The organism is Brachyspira hyodysenteriae ATCC 27164 (assembly GCF_001676785.2).
GTDB classification, from domain to species: Bacteria; Spirochaetota; Brachyspiria; order Brachyspirales; family Brachyspiraceae; genus Brachyspira; species Brachyspira hyodysenteriae.
This window is the reverse complement of the sequence record NZ_CP015910.2, coordinates 2,248,229-2,266,261: the sequence shown is the minus strand read 5'-3', so window position 1 is coordinate 2,266,261 and position 18,033 is coordinate 2,248,229. Positions and strand designations below refer to the sequence as shown.

16 protein-coding genes, 2 tRNA genes and 1 other RNA gene are annotated in these 18,033 nt (G+C 27.7%); 12 read left to right on the top strand and 7 right to left on the bottom strand.

What is annotated here, in order from left to right:
• Nucleotides 1–40 precede the first annotated feature (40 nt).
• Genes msrB through BHYOB78_RS09900 form a run of 3 tightly spaced genes read right to left on the bottom strand, consistent with a single transcriptional unit; the run spans nt 41 to nt 2,541 of the window.
• Entirely contained in the window at nt 41–523 is a 483-nt protein-coding gene (msrB, locus tag BHYOB78_RS09910) for a peptide-methionine (R)-S-oxide reductase MsrB (RefSeq protein ID WP_020064002.1), read from the bottom strand.
• Between the two features lie 45 nt (nt 524–568).
• Nucleotides 569–1,552, bottom strand: coding sequence for a hypothetical protein (locus BHYOB78_RS09905; protein WP_012670643.1), 984 nt, complete (start codon nt 1,550–1,552; stop codon nt 569–571).
• An 11-nt stretch (nt 1,553–1,563) separates the two neighbouring features.
• The gene (locus tag BHYOB78_RS09900; RefSeq protein ID WP_020064001.1) at nt 1,564–2,541 is read right to left on the bottom strand and encodes a hypothetical protein; all 978 of its coding nucleotides are present in this window, start codon (nt 2,539–2,541) and stop codon (nt 1,564–1,566) included.
• 263 nt (nt 2,542–2,804) lie between these two features.
• On the opposite strand from BHYOB78_RS09900, the gene BHYOB78_RS09895 reads away from it, so the two are divergent.
• The 8 genes from BHYOB78_RS09895 (at nt 2,805) to BHYOB78_RS09860 (ending at nt 8,219) form a co-directional block, all read left to right on the top strand.
• Nucleotides 2,805–4,028 (top strand): LCP family protein, encoded by a 1,224-nt coding sequence (locus BHYOB78_RS09895; protein ID WP_012670640.1) that lies wholly within the window; start codon nt 2,805–2,807, stop codon nt 4,026–4,028.
• On the top strand, nt 4,012–4,476 hold the full coding sequence (rsfS, locus tag BHYOB78_RS09890; RefSeq protein ID WP_012670639.1) for a ribosome silencing factor: 465 nt from the start codon (nt 4,012–4,014) through the stop codon (nt 4,474–4,476). The genes BHYOB78_RS09895 and rsfS overlap by 17 nt, the downstream gene beginning before the upstream one ends.
• A 28-nt stretch (nt 4,477–4,504) precedes the next feature.
• A complete protein-coding gene (locus tag BHYOB78_RS09885; protein WP_012670638.1) occupies nt 4,505–5,269 on the top strand; it encodes a hypothetical protein in 765 nt (254 codons plus the stop codon).
• 210 nt (nt 5,270–5,479) lie between these two features.
• Nucleotides 5,480–5,553: transfer RNA gene (locus BHYOB78_RS09880), tRNA-Arg, on the top strand.
• Between the two features lie 12 nt (nt 5,554–5,565).
• Nucleotides 5,566–5,651: transfer RNA gene (locus BHYOB78_RS09875), tRNA-Ser, on the top strand.
• A 34-nt stretch (nt 5,652–5,685) separates the two neighbouring features.
• An RNA gene (ffs, locus tag BHYOB78_RS09870) (signal recognition particle sRNA small type) lies at nt 5,686–5,780 on the top strand.
• 133 nt (nt 5,781–5,913) lie between these two features.
• Nucleotides 5,914–7,197, top strand: coding sequence for a recombinase RecA (gene recA / locus BHYOB78_RS09865; RefSeq protein WP_020063998.1), 1,284 nt, complete (start codon nt 5,914–5,916; stop codon nt 7,195–7,197).
• A 164-nt stretch (nt 7,198–7,361) separates the two neighbouring features.
• Entirely contained in the window at nt 7,362–8,219 is an 858-nt protein-coding gene (locus tag BHYOB78_RS09860; RefSeq protein ID WP_012670636.1) for a hypothetical protein, read from the top strand.
• Nucleotides 8,220–8,221: 2 nt separating this feature from the next.
• Here BHYOB78_RS09860 and BHYOB78_RS09855 read toward each other — a convergent pair whose 3' ends face one another.
• Nucleotides 8,222–8,938: a gamma-glutamyl-gamma-aminobutyrate hydrolase family protein gene (locus BHYOB78_RS09855; RefSeq protein ID WP_012670635.1), complete on the bottom strand. Its 717-nt coding sequence runs from the start codon at nt 8,936–8,938 to the stop codon at nt 8,222–8,224.
• Between the two features lie 175 nt (nt 8,939–9,113).
• Here BHYOB78_RS09855 and BHYOB78_RS09850 point away from each other — a divergent pair, with 175 nt between their 5' ends.
• The 3 genes from BHYOB78_RS09850 to BHYOB78_RS09840 all read left to right on the top strand — a co-directional run bounded on the left by BHYOB78_RS09850 (nt 9,114) and on the right by BHYOB78_RS09840 (nt 13,935).
• Entirely contained in the window at nt 9,114–9,674 is a 561-nt protein-coding gene (locus BHYOB78_RS09850; RefSeq protein ID WP_020063997.1) for an RNA 2'-phosphotransferase, read from the top strand.
• A gap of 293 nt (nt 9,675–9,967) precedes the next feature.
• On the top strand, nt 9,968–11,572 hold the full coding sequence (locus BHYOB78_RS09845; protein ID WP_020063996.1) for a peptide ABC transporter substrate-binding protein: 1,605 nt from the start codon (nt 9,968–9,970) through the stop codon (nt 11,570–11,572).
• Nucleotides 11,573–12,141: 569 nt separating this feature from the next.
• On the top strand, nt 12,142–13,935 hold the full coding sequence (locus tag BHYOB78_RS09840) for a phosphoenolpyruvate carboxykinase (GTP) (RefSeq protein ID WP_012670630.1): 1,794 nt from the start codon (nt 12,142–12,144) through the stop codon (nt 13,933–13,935).
• Between the two features lie 82 nt (nt 13,936–14,017).
• Here BHYOB78_RS09840 and BHYOB78_RS09835 read toward each other — a convergent pair whose 3' ends face one another.
• The gene (locus tag BHYOB78_RS09835; protein ID WP_012670629.1) at nt 14,018–14,260 is read right to left on the bottom strand and encodes a PepSY-like domain-containing protein; all 243 of its coding nucleotides are present in this window, start codon (nt 14,258–14,260) and stop codon (nt 14,018–14,020) included.
• A 285-nt stretch (nt 14,261–14,545) separates the two neighbouring features.
• On the opposite strand from BHYOB78_RS09835, the gene BHYOB78_RS09830 reads away from it, so the two are divergent.
• Nucleotides 14,546–15,727, top strand: a complete 1,182-nt coding sequence (locus BHYOB78_RS09830) for a hypothetical protein (protein ID WP_012670628.1) — start codon at nt 14,546–14,548, stop codon at nt 15,725–15,727.
• Here the strand turns inward: BHYOB78_RS09830 and BHYOB78_RS09825 are convergent.
• Both BHYOB78_RS09825 and BHYOB78_RS09820 read right to left on the bottom strand, forming a co-directional pair.
• Complete coding sequence (locus tag BHYOB78_RS09825) at nt 15,724–16,170, bottom strand: C-GCAxxG-C-C family (seleno)protein (RefSeq protein WP_012670627.1); 447 nt, start codon at nt 16,168–16,170, stop codon at nt 15,724–15,726. The genes BHYOB78_RS09830 and BHYOB78_RS09825 overlap by 4 nt on opposite strands.
• 382 nt (nt 16,171–16,552) lie before the next feature.
• On the bottom strand, nt 16,553–17,968 hold the full coding sequence (locus tag BHYOB78_RS09820; protein ID WP_020063993.1) for an ankyrin repeat domain-containing protein: 1,416 nt from the start codon (nt 17,966–17,968) through the stop codon (nt 16,553–16,555).
• Nucleotides 17,969–18,033 lie beyond the last annotated feature (65 nt).

The window sequence follows — 18,033 nt, the reverse complement described above, 5'->3', positions numbered from 1 at the left end:
CCGTAATTTTAGATTTTAGTTTCTTTATTATCTTGGAATATTATTTATTTTCAGAATTTTCATTATTATTTTCATTTGTGAATTTATTAACGAAATTCAAAGAAACAGAATTAATACAATATCTGGTTTCTTTTTCTGTAAAACCTTCTCCATAAAATACATGTCCCATATGTCCTCCGCATTTTGCACATACAACCTCAATTCTGTCTCCATCCGGTACTAACTTTATGTTTTCTTTAATAGCATCATCAAAGCTAGGCCATCCTGTTCCAGAATTAAATTTGGCTTCAGAACGAAATAATGGTGTATCACAGATTTTGCATGTATATATTCCGTCTTCTTTTATATTTAAAAGATCTCCTGTGAAAGGAGTTTCTGTACCTTTATTAATTAATACATGATATTCTTTTGCTGAAAGAGTTTTTGTTTCATTACATACATTGCATACTTCTTTAGTATTATTTTCATCACATGAGATAGTGAATATCAATATTGAAATTAATATTATTGCATTTCTTAACATAATTATTATTATATAAATTTTTCTCAAAAAATCAATAGTATATCATTACCTATGAGTATTTAAAGGAAATGAATATGCAGTCCTGTCTTTTAAATCAAATATATTTCCTGCAGCATCTATTAATTTATAATCGAACATATGGGTAAATCTCTTATATTTTATTTTAGACGGCAATTGTATAGTTTCTATATTACCAGAATAAGCATCTATCCTATATAAAACCATAGCATCAATTTGATTATTAGACATTTTTTCTTGTATTATAGCAGGAGTATCTAAATATACTTTATTATCTTCTTTTAGATAGAAGAATCCTCCTATATAATGGTTAAGAAAAGAAAGAAACTGAATTTTCCAAAATATTTTTTTACCACTATATAAAGATACAGATTCGTCATTATCTACCAAAAGCAATTCTTTATTAGAAGCATTAAAAATTTTAGATACTCTAATATCTGAATATCCTATTGATTCTTTAGTTTCAGTTAAAGTATTAAAATTCAAATAATTTATAACTTTATTTTCTGATATAGAAGGGTATGTAAATATAATTCTCTGTTCATTAAAAGATCCGCTTCCAATATGTATATTTTCTTTTAATGTATGCATAGTTTTTCTAGTCTGTACATCATACACAAATACCTTCATTATATTTACTTCTCTTGCTCTTATAAATATATATCTAGGATTTCCTGTAAAAAAAGCCTCATATACATAAAGATCATTTATTTCAAGCAATACTTTATTTGTTCCTATTTCTATTATTTTGAATACATTATTTTGGGAATCATTGCTTGTAACAGAAATAGTCATAATTTTAGTACCATCTAATGACATATCAACTATAGAGTATGATCTGGCATTTTTATGGAATGTTCTGCATATATCCAATTTAAAATCATATAAAAAACTATTACAGCTTCCTTTGTAGTATGGTGTAAATATACCCTTATTAGTTTTCTGGTTTATATATATATAATAATCATCTTTTTCAATTTCATTATATAAAACATTTTGTTTAGATATCATTTATTATTCTCCTACTCTTTTATTTTTACTATCATCATCGGCTCTATTTTTACATTAGATTTATTCTCTAATACTGCATAATAATCATAAATTTCTATAACTTTTGCAGATGCCACTAGTGTTTCTTCATTTTTATAAAATCTGTATTTATATAGCATTTCACTTGTATACCATACGTCTCCTTTTTCATTGCTTCTTGCAGATATATATCCTTTAGTATTATCATTAGTTTCGATAGATATTTTTGGTATATTACTTATATTATTTGTTAACATATTTTCTGGAAGCTTCAAAATTTTATCTGTTTTATATATGTAAAATTCATCGCCCTTTTTAATATTATTATTTTTACCAATATTTATATATAATTTATTATCTTCTATTCTAGTTATTATTCCTGTTATAGGAGGATTTCCTAAATATTCTGTTATATTTTTAGCTATTTTATTTAATGCTATGGCTGATGCTGCTCCTAATGCTGTTTCTGTAAAAAGAGCATCTTCTGCTGAATATATAGGACTATTATTTGGTAAAGTATAGGTTCCTTTATCTGTAAAAGATTTTACGGTTTTTAATGAGTTTATATCTATAAGATTTACTTTAAACTCTACATTAGCCGTATCTTTTCCGCCTTTTTTCAGATTAAAATTTAATATTTCTCCTGTTATTATATAATCTGAATTAAATGTTTCTTTTATAAAATCGGCTGCTAATTGTATATTAGTTTGCATACTTTTATATGATGCTACAATATCATAGGAACTGAAATATGATATTAATAAATCATAATCTGTAACATTCAGCATTTTTGTATTTATTAATGAATCTTCTAGTACCCTAGGTATGCCGTCATCTGCTTTATATTCTTCTATCCAAGTTTCATCTGCACTTAAAAACGGCAGTATAGTTATTGTTATAGAGTATGCATTAATACTAAAGAGCAGTATTATTATAATTAATAGTATAAGTTTACTTTTTGTAAGAGTCATAAAATTAATAATCTTTGTCTATATCTTCTTCTTTTTTGGGATTTTTGCATGCCAATAATGCATTTATAGATATTAATGACAATAATAATCCAAAAATAAAAATAATTTTTCTAAAAAAATTCATTATAAAATCCATCATATTTATATAGTATATATTATATTAAAAACTCTAACAATTTCAATAATTAACATAAATATTTTTATATATAATCTTTTCTAAAAATATATTTGACAACTTAATTAACATAATATATCATATATTGATGAATAATAGAAATGAAAAAAAATTGAATGATAAAGCTTTAAAAACTATAAGTCAGGCTAATAAAAAAGCTGTTATGCTGATTATTTTTTCTATAATATTTTCAGTATCTTTTATTGGCATAATATTTTATTACTTTTTTATAAGTAAATTAGATATAGCTAAAAAGAATGATGAACCTTTATATTTTTCAGTTTTATTTATAGATGACAATAATGATATTTATGGTGCTTATGTAGGAATCATATCCAGCTTGAATAATAGAATAGGACTAATAGGTTTGCCTAGAAATATAGCATTATGGGAAAGTCCGGATTCATCTCCTATAGTTATAAATGAATTGTATAAAAATGGCGGAGAAAATGCGGTTTTCAGGGCAATAGAAAATTCAGTTAATAAAAAAATAACTTATAGAATAGCTATTGATAATAATCAAATATCTGATATCATAGATTTAATCGGCGGCGTTAAAATGTATGTTGAAGAGCCTATTAATTTTAAAGATGAGGAGAAAGGATACGAATTATTATTTGATATAGGCGAATGGATGTTTACAGGAAAAAAGATAATATCATATCTTCATTATTTGAATATGAAAGGATATGAGGATATAGAAACTTTATACAGACTTGAAGATGTTATAGTTAATTCTATGATAGCTTTAATACAAAGTCCTCAACTTAGAAGTATTATTCATTCTAAAGATATGAGAAATGCTTTGTTTTCTAAAATAAAAAGTAATTTAAGACCTCCTGATATTAATGCTATTATGAATATACTTGCAAACAGCAATGAAAGAACATTGGTTATAGAAAATATAGATGCAAGGGTAGATGATAATGGTATTTTGACTCCTATATTTGAAGGAAGTGCTTTTATTAAGCAGATGGACGATTTGACATTATATGTTGAGCTTAAAACACAGAAAAGTGAATTAAATAATGAAGATGTAAGTTTAACTGTTTTAAATGCTACAACAGTTGGAGGGCTTGCCGACAGAATAAATATTAGAATGCGTTACAGAGGTTTTGCTGCCGGAGAATACGGCAACTTTGGTACGAATCTCAATGAAAGTGTTGTTCTTATAAGGGACGGACAAATTGAGAAGGCTTTTATGGTTGCTAATGAAGGCAGAGTAACAAGAGTATATGCAAAAACAGATAGAAGAGTATTAAATAATGCAGTATTAATTTTGGGGAATGATTACTATGAAATTACACAATGATAAAAACAATGAAAATAAAGAATTAAATAATAATAATGAAGCAAATGAGGTTTTAGAAACAAAACTTAAAAAAAGAAAGAAAAAATTTATAGATAAAGAGAAAGCTAAAGAATTAACTTTAAAAGCTGCTAAGGCTTTATATGATAAGAAACTTGAAGATATTGTTATATTGGATTTAGAAGATGTAACAACTCTTTCAGACTTTTTTATATTGGCCACAGCTTCTTCTTCACCTCAGATGAAAGCAGGTTCCGATGCGGTTTATAAAGATTTAAAAGAAGACGGAGTTCTTCCTTATGCTGAAAATGATAATGATCCTGAGGGCGTTTGGTATTTGAGCGATTATGGTTTTTTAGTTGTTCATATATTCACTGAAGAAGGAAGAGAATATTATAATTTAGATAAATTATGGCATGAAGCTAAAAAAATAGATATGCCTGAAATATAATTTATATTTTACTATTTTGGAGTATTTTATGAAGAGAATTACTATCATACTATCAATTATTTTTATATTTGCTAAGATGTCATTTGCAGCAAGCGGCTGGCAATTTGGTTTTATGGTTCCTATAGGTATGAGTTTAGGTTTCTATAATATTGGATTTGATAATAATGTATCTGAAGAATATAAGAAGAATTATAAAAAAGACAGCGGTACAGTTGGATTTGATGCCGGAGTAAATATTTACGGAGGATATGCAGTATCAGACGGAGATATAGGTATCAGTTTATTATTAGATTTAGGATATGCTCATGATTCATTCGGATTATCTGGTTCTTATAAAGAGAATAATGTAGATAAGACTAAAAAAGAATATTATACTTTTGAAAGCTTATCTATAGGTATACTTCCTAAATTTCATTATCAAAATTTTGCTTTCGGCTTAGGAATAGGAGTAAAAATTCCATTATATTTAACACATTCAATGGAGCTTACTTCAGGAAATACCACAACAAAAACAGACGGATACTATGATGTTAATAATTTAAATAATGTAATGAAAAACTCTGTTATTACTTATGTTAAACTTACATTTGATTATTCTTTCTATGTTCATGATAAAGTTGCTCTTTTATTGGGTGCTTATATAGGAACAGATTTCGGTATAGATTTGAGAGGTACAGATGGTTATTATGATAGTGCTAATAAATGGGTTAAAGTAATTGACAGCAGAAATTTGGCTTCATTTGATTTAGGCATTCAATTAGGATTGAAGATTGGAGATAATCTATTTGATTAATAATAAAATAATATAATTTTAAAATCTCTAGCAGCTAACTATATATGAATTATAGTTGTTTCTAGAGATTTTTTATTATAGCGAGTTTATTCACTGAAAAATTCATTGTATTTTTAAGATATATTTTTATTATTATCAAATATTAAAAATAAGAATTTTATATTTGCAAAAAATATCATCTATGTTATAATTCTTAAACTAAAAACTTATGTGCCTGTAGCTCAATTGGATAGAGCATCAGATTGCGGTTCTGAAGGTTGGAAGTTCAAATCTTCTCAGGCACGTTTCTATAATTAGGAAAGATGTCCGAGCTGGTCGAAGGAGCACGATTGGAAGTCGTGTGTGCTTAACCGCACCGTGGGTTCGAATCCCACTCTTTCCGTATATATGTTCTTTTTATTTTTTTACATCTCTTATAACGGGGCTCTACGGCAGTTGATGATGAATCCGCCAGGTTCGGAAGGAAGCAACGGTAAGTCAACCCAACTGGGTGCTAGTTCTCCTGTTATAAGGGGCTTTTTATTTCCTTCTTAGCATTTCCCTTTTTATTATTTTTTTATATTTTTTATAAACAATTATCTTGACAAAAACAATGTATTTTTATACAATGTATTATTATATTGTTTTTAGGAGAATTTTTTAATATGGCTACTAAAAAGAAAGAAACTGCTGAAGTAAAAAAAGACGGTAAGAGTGAAGCTATTGAAGCAATTACCGATCAGATAAATAAAAAATATGGTCCTGGTTCTTTTATGAGATTAGGAAGTAATAAAACTGTTAATGTTGATGTTATCTCTACAGGAGCATTGACTTTAGACCATGCATTAGGAGTAGGGGGAGTTCCTCGCGGAAGAATTATAGAGATTTATGGACATGAGGCTTCTGGTAAAACTACATTAACTTTGCATATCATAGCTGAAGCTCAGAAGGCTGGAGGTTATGCTGCTTTTATAGATGCTGAACATGCTCTTGATCCTGTATATGCTAGTGCTTTGGGTGTTGATATTGATAATTTATACATTTCTCAGCCAAACAGCGGTGAAGAAGCTCTTGAAATATTAGAGAAAGTTGTTTCTTCTACTGCTTTTGATATTGTAGTTGTGGACTCTGTTGCGGCATTAGTTTCAAAGGCTGAACTTGCTGGTGATATAGGAGATGCTCATATAGCTTTACAGGCTAGACTTATGAGCCATGCTTTAAGAAAACTTACTGCTATAATAAGCAATACTAATACTGCTGTAATATTTATTAACCAATTAAGACAAAATATTGCTACTACTGGTTATGGTGCCGGTCCTACTGAAACTACTACAGGCGGTAAGGCTTTGAAATTCTATTCTTCTGTAAGACTTGATATAAGAAGAACTGAATGGATTAAAAAAGGCGATGATACTATAGGACATAAAGTAAAAATAAAAGTTGTTAAAAATAAATTATCATCACCATTTAAAGTGGTTAATTTAGAGATAATATTCGGTAAGGGTATATCATCTGAAGGACTTTTGATAGACTTAGCAATGGAAGCAAAAATCATTACAAGAAGCGGAGCTTGGTTCTATTATAATGGAGAGCAGATTGCACAGGGTAAAGAAAAAGTAAGAGAATTACTTGCATCAGATCCTAAAATGCGTATGGAACTTGAAATACAGATTAGAGAAACATTAAATATGGGCGGAGCTGATAAGGTAAAAGAAAAACTTGCTGAATATTTGGAAGAGCAGAAAAACGGAGGTGCTAAGGAAGCAGCAAAAGAAAACAATGATGATGAGAATAATGAGTCTGCATCTTCAAAGAAAAAATCTAAAAAAGCAGATGAAGATGATTCTAATCTTTTAATGAGTGCAGAAGAGGCTTATTCTGATGATGACGATGAAACTTATAGTGATAATGATTTTGAGGATACTATTGTAACACCTGTAAAAAATTAATTATTTTTTAGTATATGAATATAAAAGGGGCTTTTTTATATAAAATTAGCTCCTTTTTTATTTTTTTGTTAGTGATATAGTTTCTTAATAAGAAAGTATATACATATTTTAATAAAATGTTATAATATTAAAACTATAATATTGAATGTTTTGAATATTTTTGAATGAAGTTAATAAAATTTTTATTTATTTTTATAATTATATATACATTTATAATATTTGCTCCCCTAAAAGCTCAAACTAATCTTCAATCTGGACTTTATATAGGTGCTGATTTAAATGGACGTTTTAGCCCATACTTAGATGGCGGAGGAAAGATTATGCTTTTCTATAGATTTATTTCAGATGTTTTTCCAGGATATATTTGGGAAGGCATAAAAACTGATGTTGGAATAAGCGATCATATAAGTGCTGAAATGAATAGGCTTACATTATTTGTTAATAGTTCTATATCTGAATATTTTAATATAGATGTTAAAGTATCTATGCTTAATTACTATCTTTCTCCTGCTAATAGAGGATTTGTAAATTTTGACAGTCCTAAAGATGAATATGGTACTAATGGTATAGCTAATGCCCGTAAATCTGCTAATTTATCATTTGAAGCTGAAGCAACACCTACATTTAGAGTAAGTTTTTTCAAATCTTTATTTGAGGGAAGCGGATTAATTTTGCAGGCTGGACTTACTTTTAAATATGCCTACAATATGTTTGGAAAATATTATTTAGATTATGATTTGCTTTTAATGAGGGATCAGAATGATATATCATATAAGCTTGATTCTATGATTCTTTTTGATTTGATGCCATTAACTGTCGGTATTAATTATATGCTTGCTTATATGAATAATACCAAACAATTATGGCATTCAATAGGCGCTTATGCTCATTTCCAGTATGAATTCATAAATAGAATTTATACAGAAGTAAATTTGAGAATAGGGCAGTATTTAGGACATCCGGAATTTTCTGCAACTTTATATTTCGATATGAATGCTATGATTACATATAGAATAATATAAAATTATTTTCTTGATCTACAAACTTCTATAAACATATCGAATATATTCTGCATCTTTACTATTCTTGAACTCATTAATTCAGGGTGCCATTGTACACCTATAATGAAGGAGCCTTTCTTTTTATATTCTATAGCTTCTATTATTCCATCTTTAGCAGTAGCAGTTACTTTAAAATCTTTAGCTACTTTATCAATAGCCTGATGATGAAAACTATTTACCTCTGATGTTTCATCCAACATATCATATATTATACTGTCTTTCACTATTTGAATTTTATGTGTTGCAGTATGATACTCTGCTGTTTGACTATGAAGTATATTAGTATTTCTTTGACTTGGTATATCCTGTATTAAACTGCCTCCGAAATAAACATTTATAACTTGTATTCCTCTGCATATACCAAATATAGGCTTATTCATTTCAACTGCATATTTCATTAATGTAAAATCAAATTCATCTCTTTCAGCTGAAATTGTTCCTATTTTTTCTATAGGTTCTTCATCAAATCTGAATGGGTGAACATCTACTCCGCCTGTCATTATTATGCCATCAACATTTTCAACCATTTTTTTTATGATTTCTTCATCTTCTGTAATCGGCATTATGAACGGAGCTCCTTTAGATCTTATAACAGAATCAACATAAGAACGATTAACAAAAGCTTTTGGTATTGAAGTATTTTCATATAAAAGATTTCCAGATAAACCTATAACAGACATAAACATATCCTTTTTTATTTAAATAAAAATTTGCATATATATTACAAGTAAAATAATTTTTTTACAAGATATTAGTATTAAGTTAAAGGTTTATTAAATATATATTAACATAATATAGTTGACATAATTAATAAAGAATATTATTTTATTATTATGTATTTTATGGAGAAATAAAGTGAAAGATGATAAATTAACTAAAGAGGAAATTAAAATTAGTAAATTTGTTAGTTTAGTATTAAGACATAAACCTGAGTATATAGGATTAGAATTATCAAAAGACGGCTGGGCAAATGTTTATGAATTAATAGAAAAAATAAAGTCAAAAGGAAGGAATATAAATAAAGATATACTCGAAAGGGTAGTGTTATATAATGATAAAAAGAGATTCAGCTTCAATGAAAATCATACTTTAATAAGAGCAAATCAGGGACATAGCATAAATGTAGATTTACAATTTGAAGAAAAAGAGCCTCCAGAAATATTGTTTCATGGTACTTCAATTAATAATATAGATAGTATAAAACATGAAGGCATAAAGAAAATGAATAGACTTCATGTGCATTTATCATTAGCAGAAGAAACAGCCAAAAAAGTAGGTGAGCGTCATGGAAAGCCAACAATAATAAAAATTAATTCAAAACAGATGTATGAAGATGGTATTAAATTTTATTTATCTGAAAATAAAGTTTGGCTATGTGATTATGTTGATCCTAAGTATATTATAGAGGTGATTTAATAAGAATCCCCGCCTTTTATATTTTCTAGTTTTATTTAGACAATAAAATTATAATTATTTTTATAAGCATAATTAGAAATTTCAGCACCCGCCCAAGTTTTATTAAGTTTAAAAATTTTTTCTACGCACGATTTATTTTTATTGATTTTTGTATTTAAATATAAAGTTAATGTATTTATATTTTTTAATATATTCACCGTGCGGAAATTATATTAATATAATATAGTTGACATAATTATATATTTAGTTATCATATTTAAATATATAATCATCTTATAAAGAGAATACCTATTATGAAGAAACTAATTTTTATAATAATTTTGATTGCTAATATATTTTTATTGTCCTGTTCAAATAATAAATCATCTAATGAAGGCATAGTTGTATCAGTTGGAGGAATGCCTAGTAGTTTAGACCCGGCATTTGCTAAAGGCATTAATACAGCAGTTTACATAACACATGCTTTTGAAACTCTCACTCAAAGAGATGAAGATGGTACTATCATTCCTGCACTTGCTGAAAGCTGGGAGGCTATGAGTAATAATACTGTTTATATATTTCATTTGAGAGAGAACGCTAAATGGTCAGACGGTAAAGATTTAACGGCTAATGATTTTGTATACACTTTAAGAAGATTAATTGATCCTGAAGTGGCTTCTCCTTTTTCTTTGGGGTTTGACATAATAAAGAATGCACAAAGTATAATGAAAGGTGAAAAAAAATTGGAAGAACTTGGAGTGTATGCTTTAGATGATTATACATTAAAAATTGAACTTGATATACCTTTACCATATTTTGAAGAGGCTATGGCTAGTGATATTGCTTCTCCTGTAAGAGAAGATATTATCAATACTTATGGAGAAGATTGGGCTTTAACAAAAGATCATTATATTGGAAACGGACCTTATATAATGACTGAATATGATGAGGCTGTAAAAATAGTAATGGAGAAAAATCCTTATTATTGGGATAAAGATAATGTAAAAGCAGAGAAAATAACTTTCGAGTTTTTGGAAGATGTTAATACTGCAGTTGCTGCAATTTATGGAGATAGTATATTATTTTATCCTGAAGCACCAGAAAATGAGAGAGCATCTTTAATAGAGCAGGGTATAGGAAGAGAAGTTGACATAACATCTATTGCTTATTATATGGTTAATTTGAAGAGAAGACCTTTTAATAATCCTTTGGTAAGAAAAGCATTGGCACTTGGTATAGACAGAAACTATATAGTAAATAATGTTTTGGGTGGGGGTAGGGTAGCTGCTGACGGATTTGTGCCTGTTAATGTAAAAATAGGTACTAACAATTTTAGAGATAATGCTCCACAATATATTTCATTAGAAGAGAGCAATTATCAGAAAAATATTGAAGAGGCTAAAAAACTTCTTGCCGATGCAGGATATTCTGATATAAAAAAATTTCCTATAATAGAATTAATAACAACTACTAATCCTTCATCATTATTCGTTGCAGAGGCAATTCAAAATATGTATAAAAATAATTTGGGTATAGATTTAAAACTTAGATATGAAGAGCCTACAACATATTTGCAGTCAATAAAAGATGGAAGTTTTCAAATGATCAAGGCTGGAACTAGTGTTGCTTATAATCAGGCATCTGGTTATTTAAGACTTTTTCAGCTTGATGGTTTGGGCAATGACGGCGGATATACAAATGCTGTTTATGATTATTTGGTTGATATTGCTATGACAAATGAAAATGAAGATATAAGAATAAAAGCAGCTTATGATGCAGAACGTATACTCATACAAGAGGATATGGCTATAATACCTATATATTATGACAAAGCCACTATTATGCAGAGCAAAAAACTTCATGGTGTGAAATATGATATTTTTTCTATATATGATTTTAGGAATGCTTATATAGAATAATTAAAATAGGATTTTTATTTATGAAAAAATTTTTTGCTGGTTTATTTATTGGAGTTATAATTACAGTATTTAGTTATAATGTTATGCCTAAACTTTAACAGCAAGGATTTAAGTGCTTTAAATAGTATAGCTTATGAATTAAGAAATATAAGAAAGATTTTAGATGATATAAAAATGGGATTAAAAAATAGATATTTATATTTTTTAATAAATCAATTTTTTTCTAAGCATAACTAAAGTATAAATCAATTATATATTTCTATATATTGTTAAATATTTTTAAATTTTCATTTATACAGTTTTTATTATTTTTTATAGTAAAATAGTTTTGTCAAATATACATTTTCCATCTATTATTATATCAGTTTTATAAATGAAATTAAGATTTAAATGTATTTCATAAATTTTTAATTATATAATCAAGTGTATATTATAATAAATCACAACTATATTATAAATATATTTTTTATAATCAATAAAATAATTAATAAATTTACAAAAATCATTTACTAAAAATGCGTTTTATTGTATAATTGATGCAACGAATTTTTAATAAGGAGTAATTATTCATGAAGGTTGAAGAATTAAAACATGAGAAGCTTAAAGCTTGGATTAAAGAAATAGCAGATATGTGTCAGCCAAAAGATATATATGTATGTGATGGAACTAAAGAAGAATATGACAACTGCATGAACGGTTTGGTAGAATTAGGTTTAGCAAAACCTCTTAAAAAAAGACCTCACAGTCATTCTTTCAGAAGCGATCCTTCTGACGTAGCACGTGTTGAAGATAGAACTTTTATTAGTTATCCAGATAAAGAAGATGCTGGTCCTACTAATCACTGGATGGCTCCAGATGAATTAAAAGGCACTATGAAAGAATTATATAAAGGTTGTATGAAAAATAGAACTATGTATGTAATTCCTTTCTCTATGGGTCCTGTTGGTTCTCCTATAGCTAAAATCGGTGTAGAAATCACTGACAGCCCTTATGTTGTATGTAACATGCATATAATGACTAGAGTTGGTACTAAAGTATTAGATGTATTAGGTGCTAATGGTGAGTTCATACCTTGTTTACACTCTGTAGGTGCTCCTCTTGCTGACGGTCAAAAAGATACTAAATGGCCATGTGCTCCAATAGAGAAAAAATATATTTCTCATTTCCCAGATGAAAACTTAATCTGGTCTTATGGTTCAGGTTACGGCGGAAACGCTTTACTTGGTAAAAAATGTTTCGCTTTACGTATCGCTTCTGCTATGGCTAGAAGAGAAGGATGGATGGCAGAACACATGCTTATCTTACGCTTAACTAACCCAGAAGGTAAAAAATTCCATATAGCTGCTGCATTCCCAAGTGCTTGTGGTAAAACTAACCTTGCTATGTTACAGCCAACTATCCCAGGTTGGAAATGTGAAACTATAGGTGACGATATTGCTTGGATGAAAATAAATCCTGAAGACGGCAGACTTTATGCTATCAACCCAGAAGCTGGTTTCTTTGGTGTAGCTCCTGGAACTTCTTATGATTCTAACCCTATGGCTATGGATTCAATAAAAGAAAACACTATATTCACTAACTGTGTAGAAACAGATGACGGCGATGTATGGTGGGAAGGTATGGGAGAAGCTCCTAAACATGGTATAGACTGGAAAGGTAATGACTGGACTCCAGAAAGCGGTGAAAAAGGTGCACACCCTAATGCTAGATTCACAGCTCCTGCTAGACAATGTCCTGTAATTTGTCCTGACTGGGAAGATCCTAAAGGTGTACCTATAGATATCTTCATCTTCGGAGGAAGAAGAGCTTCAGTTATGCCATTAGTACATGAATCTTATAACTGGGATCATGGTGTATTTATGGGTTCTACTGCTGCTAGTGAAACTACTGCTGCTAATATCGGTGCTGTTGGTGCATTAAGATTTGACCCATTTGCTATGCTTCCATTTGCTGGTTACAATATGGGCGACTATATGAATCACTGGCTTGAAATGGGAGATAAATTAGGTGATAAAGCTCCTAGAATCTTCTATGTAAACTGGTTCAGAAAAGATGCTGACGGTAAATGGTTATGGCCTGGATTCGGTGATAACTCAAGAGTATTAAAATGGATGTGTGAAAGAGTTGAAGGTAAAATCGACGCTGTTGACACTCCTATAGGTAAAATGCCTAAAGAAGGTGATTTAGATCTTAAAGGTTTAGATATTCCTGAAGCTGATTTCAAAGAGCTTATGAGAGTAGATGTTGAAGCTTGGAAAGATCAAGCTAATCAAATTGAAGCTCATTATGCTAAATTTGGTTCAAGACTTCCAGCTAGACTTAAAAAACAATTAGAAGAATTAAGAGCTAGATTAAGCAAATAATTTATAAAGTAAAATTCCTTTAATTTGCCAATAGTTTAATTAATATTAAGCTATTGGCTTTTTATTTTTATAAATAAAATTATTAATCATCTATTTCTATTATTTGTCCGTAAGGTGTAACTTCAACTTCTAATCCATTATTAAGTTTTACTTTATATAGTCCGTCATCCATTTCTACCATCCAAATTTGAGCCTGAGGAAAATATTGTTTTACAGCATTAATAACTGATCTTGGAACTTGATTCATAGGAACGATCCAATCTGCAAACAAATTAGCAGATGCAAAAGTAGATAAAGCAAATACCAAACATATTAATTTTTTCATGAAATCTCCTTTATAATTAGTTATAATTATAGTATAGTCATATATAAATAATGTCAAGTTTTTTTTACAATATTTTAAATAAAATTTACAAAATAAATAATTAATTTCTGAATTCTATTAAATCTGATATTACAAGTATTTATTTATTTTTAAATTTAATATTTTTTATTGCTTCTATATTTAGGATATTTCTAATATAGTATGTTTTATAATGAATATATTAGTTGATTTTTTATTTATTTAGATAGATAATCTATAAAAAATAAATATCAAGAAAAAATTATTATGAATAATTTAATAAAAGAATTAAAAATACAATCACAAAAAAATATTATAATATTAGCATTAATTTCTATTTTGCCTTTTACTATATATTTTTTATTTTTCGCTTTAAATATTAATTCTGATTATGGAATTACTGAAATAACATCTCATTTTTTTGCTTTTAAGATTTTTTATTTATTTTGTTTTTCTTTGATATTTAACATGAATAATAAGAAAAATATATTTATAACTTTTTTAATATTTTTGTTTGTAGGAATTCTCAGTGTTTTTATACCTTCTTCAGAGTTTACATTTAAAGATATAATAGATATGGATAAAAAATTGATTTTCTTTGTTCATACAATTTTAAATAAAAATTTATTTTTGGATATAATATTTTTTATAATGTTTGCTTTGTCATTCAATCAGTATAAAAATTATAAAGATATTAATCAGGCATTTACTTTCAGTGCCAATATAATGATATTAACTTCTATCATACCTGCAATTATTTCTGTGATGTTTATGATGTTTTTTGCTGTATTAATTAATTTATTGAAGGTATTTATTATAAATATATTTAATGATACACTTATTATTTTTAATGTTTTTGTATTGTCTGTATTTTATATATTTGCTTTTACTCCTTTTATAATTTATTTTCTTTATAAAAAAGATGTAAAAAATATATCGATATACTTTTCAAGAATAATAATGTATATGAGTTTATATAATATAATTAAGCATTTATTTTCTATATTAGTGCCAATTATTCCTTACAGCAGTCCTTATGATATAAGAATCAATTTTATAATTTATAATGTTGCTCTTGCCATAGGGGCAGTAAATTTATTTTTTGTAAGAATGGATTATAAATCAAGCATATTTACGAAATTAGTTTATATTGTATTTCCTATTATAGCATTTATTTTTAATATAATAATTTTAACTTCTACAATATACAGAATAAAAGAATATGGAATAAGTCCAAATAAATTAACTTTGATTTTTACAAATATAGTAATGCTTATTCATTTTATTTTGATAATTTTTGATAATATAAAATCATTAAGAAAATTAGATAGTATAAAAAATATAAAAGACATTATACTAACAAACAATAGAAGCTATTATGTATATGTTTATGGAATCATAGCTTTTATAGTATGTTTTATAATGCCTTTATTTTATAATGTTTTTTAATTTTTATTTAATTCTCTCATTATCATTTTTGCTGTAGTTTCTGTAGTGAAAGCAACAACATCTTTGCAGGATTTTTTTCTTTCTTCTGAGTTTTGCTCCATACCTTTAGTTATAACTCTGCAGCAAGTTGATTTGAACTCTTTTTTGAAACTGTCATGAAATTCATTACTTAATCTAAGACAATTATCTACTTTTTGATGTGGTTCTCTTCTTCCAAATAAAAAGCCCAAACACATAGAGCTGGCAGCAACAGCACCGCATAAGCATCCGCTTCCTCCAACTCCTCTCAAAAATGATGAACTCATAGCTATAGCATCATCGCTTAAATTAAATTCAAAATGTTTGTTTAAAGCATATATTATAGCTTCAGAACATCCGAATCCTTTACCAAAAACATTTTTTGCATCATTAATGCATTCTTCAATATTGATATTTCTTTTCATAAATTAACTTCCTTAAAAAATATTTGTAATAATATATCTAAACAACTATATTTTGTTAATTTTTTTGTTGTTCTTTTTCCCGCCTCACACCACAGGCGGACTTCGTCAAGAACCATACGAAGTACGCCTACGGCGAAAGTGCAAATGTAAAATTAGTACTAAATCATACCAATTTTGTTTTGCATGTAATATAAACTATTAATTTAAGTTAAAATATAGCCTTTTTGCTTCTCGCCGTAGGCGGGCTTCGCCTGTGGCACTCCAAAGGCGGACGTCGTCCAAAAGAAGTGGGGTGCGGGGCAAAGCCCTGCAGATATTTAAAATTTTAAAAAATTATTTTTGACAAAATATAGTTGTTTAGGTATATATAATAAAATTATAATTATTTTTTCTTATAATATTTTTTTACTATGTCAATCATTTTCTTATCCTGCATAGCTTCGGCATATTCCAAAAGATTATATCTTTCTTTTATAGCACCTCCATAAACATCAGAAGGTTTTAATTCTATATTTAAATCCACTCCGTTTTTAAATAAATATTCAGCAACTTCATAACAGCCTTGATCTATAGCATGATATATTGCAGTATAGTTCATATCATTAGGATAATAGTTCACATCAGCACCATTTTCAACTAATGCCTTAACTATTTCTAAATTACCAACGCTTGCAGCAATTGCTATAGGAGGATCATCATCTGCAAATTTTGTATCTAAATCGGCACCATTATCTTTTAAGAGTTTTACCACTTTAGGAGTAGATGCCGCAAGTATAGTAGCAGGAGCAACTCCTCCATCATTTGTAGCATTTACATCGGCACCATTTTCTATTAAAAGTTTTGAAGCTTCATAAGGATTTTCTCCTGTAACAGCCCAAAGTAATGGAGTATCCCCATTATCATCAGCTTTTCCATTAACATCTATTCCATTATCTATTAAATATTGCATTATATTAATATTGCCTTTTTCAGAAGCATAAATAAGTGCAGATGCTCCCCATGATGATTTTTCATTTATATCTGCATTATTTTCTACTAATAAATTAAACATTTCTTCATTGCCGTTTTCGCATGCAATCATAATCATATTTTTACCGTCTTTATTTTTTATATTTATATCAGAGTCATGTTCTATTAATAATTTTGCCATCTCTATATTATCAGTTCTTACAGCTTCCATTAAAGCATTAAATCCATCGCCTGCTCTTAAATTAACTAAAGCTCCATTATCAATCAATGCTTTTGCTATATCATAATGACCAAATGATGATGCTAACATTAAAGATGTTGTATTAGTGTGGCATATTATATCTTCTATATCAATTTTATCTTTTGAAGCACCATTTATACCGCCCTCATTTATCAATTCAATCATTTCAGGAACGCCTGTTTTATTTTTATTTTTTTCTAATAGTTTTAATAATTCTTCACTAGGCATTATTATTTCATTTGTAGTTACTGTATTTTTTAATTTATCATTATTACTTTCATTAAAAGTACTATTGTCTTTTGTTTCTTCTTTTATTTCTTCATTTTCAGTATATTCATCAGCTTCTTTGTCAGGCTCTATTAATGTATTATCTTCTATCTGTACATCATCTGTTGTTTCTGTATTATTTATAGTGCTGTCTTTTACTTTATCATTATTGCTTTCATTATTTTTTATTTGTATATCATTTGTTCCTTCATTGTTAAGAATAGTTTCTTTTATTTTATCATTATTAGTTTCATCATTTGCATATAAAGCTATTACTACTGTTAGAGTTATCATCAAAATGAGAATGATTTTATTTTTCATAATACGATCCTTAATATTAATTGTTTCAATAATATCATATAATATATTTTTAGTAAATATTTTAT

Excerpts from the sequence above, each read along its gene's own strand:
- msrB (WP_020064002.1), bottom strand. The coding sequence starts at position 523 with ATGTTAAGAAATGCAATAATATTAATTTCAATATTGATATTCACTATC.
- BHYOB78_RS09905 (WP_012670643.1), bottom strand. The coding sequence starts at position 1,552 with ATGATATCTAAACAAAATGTTTTATATAATGAAATTGAAAAAGATGAT.
- BHYOB78_RS09900 (WP_020064001.1), bottom strand. The coding sequence starts at position 2,541 with ATGACTCTTACAAAAAGTAAACTTATACTATTAATTATAATAATACTG.
- BHYOB78_RS09895 (WP_012670640.1), top strand. The coding sequence starts at position 2,805 with ATGAATAATAGAAATGAAAAAAAATTGAATGATAAAGCTTTAAAAACT.
- rsfS (WP_012670639.1), top strand. The coding sequence starts at position 4,012 with ATGAAATTACACAATGATAAAAACAATGAAAATAAAGAATTAAATAAT.
- BHYOB78_RS09885 (WP_012670638.1), top strand. The coding sequence starts at position 4,505 with ATGAAGAGAATTACTATCATACTATCAATTATTTTTATATTTGCTAAG.
- recA (WP_020063998.1), top strand. The coding sequence starts at position 5,914 with ATGGCTACTAAAAAGAAAGAAACTGCTGAAGTAAAAAAAGACGGTAAG.
- BHYOB78_RS09860 (WP_012670636.1), top strand. The coding sequence starts at position 7,362 with ATGAAGTTAATAAAATTTTTATTTATTTTTATAATTATATATACATTT.
- BHYOB78_RS09855 (WP_012670635.1), bottom strand. The coding sequence starts at position 8,938 with ATGTCTGTTATAGGTTTATCTGGAAATCTTTTATATGAAAATACTTCA.
- BHYOB78_RS09845 (WP_020063996.1), top strand. The coding sequence starts at position 9,968 with ATGAAGAAACTAATTTTTATAATAATTTTGATTGCTAATATATTTTTA.
- BHYOB78_RS09840 (WP_012670630.1), top strand. The coding sequence starts at position 12,142 with ATGAAGGTTGAAGAATTAAAACATGAGAAGCTTAAAGCTTGGATTAAA.
- BHYOB78_RS09835 (WP_012670629.1), bottom strand. The coding sequence starts at position 14,260 with ATGAAAAAATTAATATGTTTGGTATTTGCTTTATCTACTTTTGCATCT.
- BHYOB78_RS09830 (WP_012670628.1), top strand. The coding sequence starts at position 14,546 with ATGAATAATTTAATAAAAGAATTAAAAATACAATCACAAAAAAATATT.
- BHYOB78_RS09825 (WP_012670627.1), bottom strand. The coding sequence starts at position 16,170 with ATGAAAAGAAATATCAATATTGAAGAATGCATTAATGATGCAAAAAAT.
- BHYOB78_RS09820 (WP_020063993.1), bottom strand. The coding sequence starts at position 17,968 with ATGAAAAATAAAATCATTCTCATTTTGATGATAACTCTAACAGTAGTA.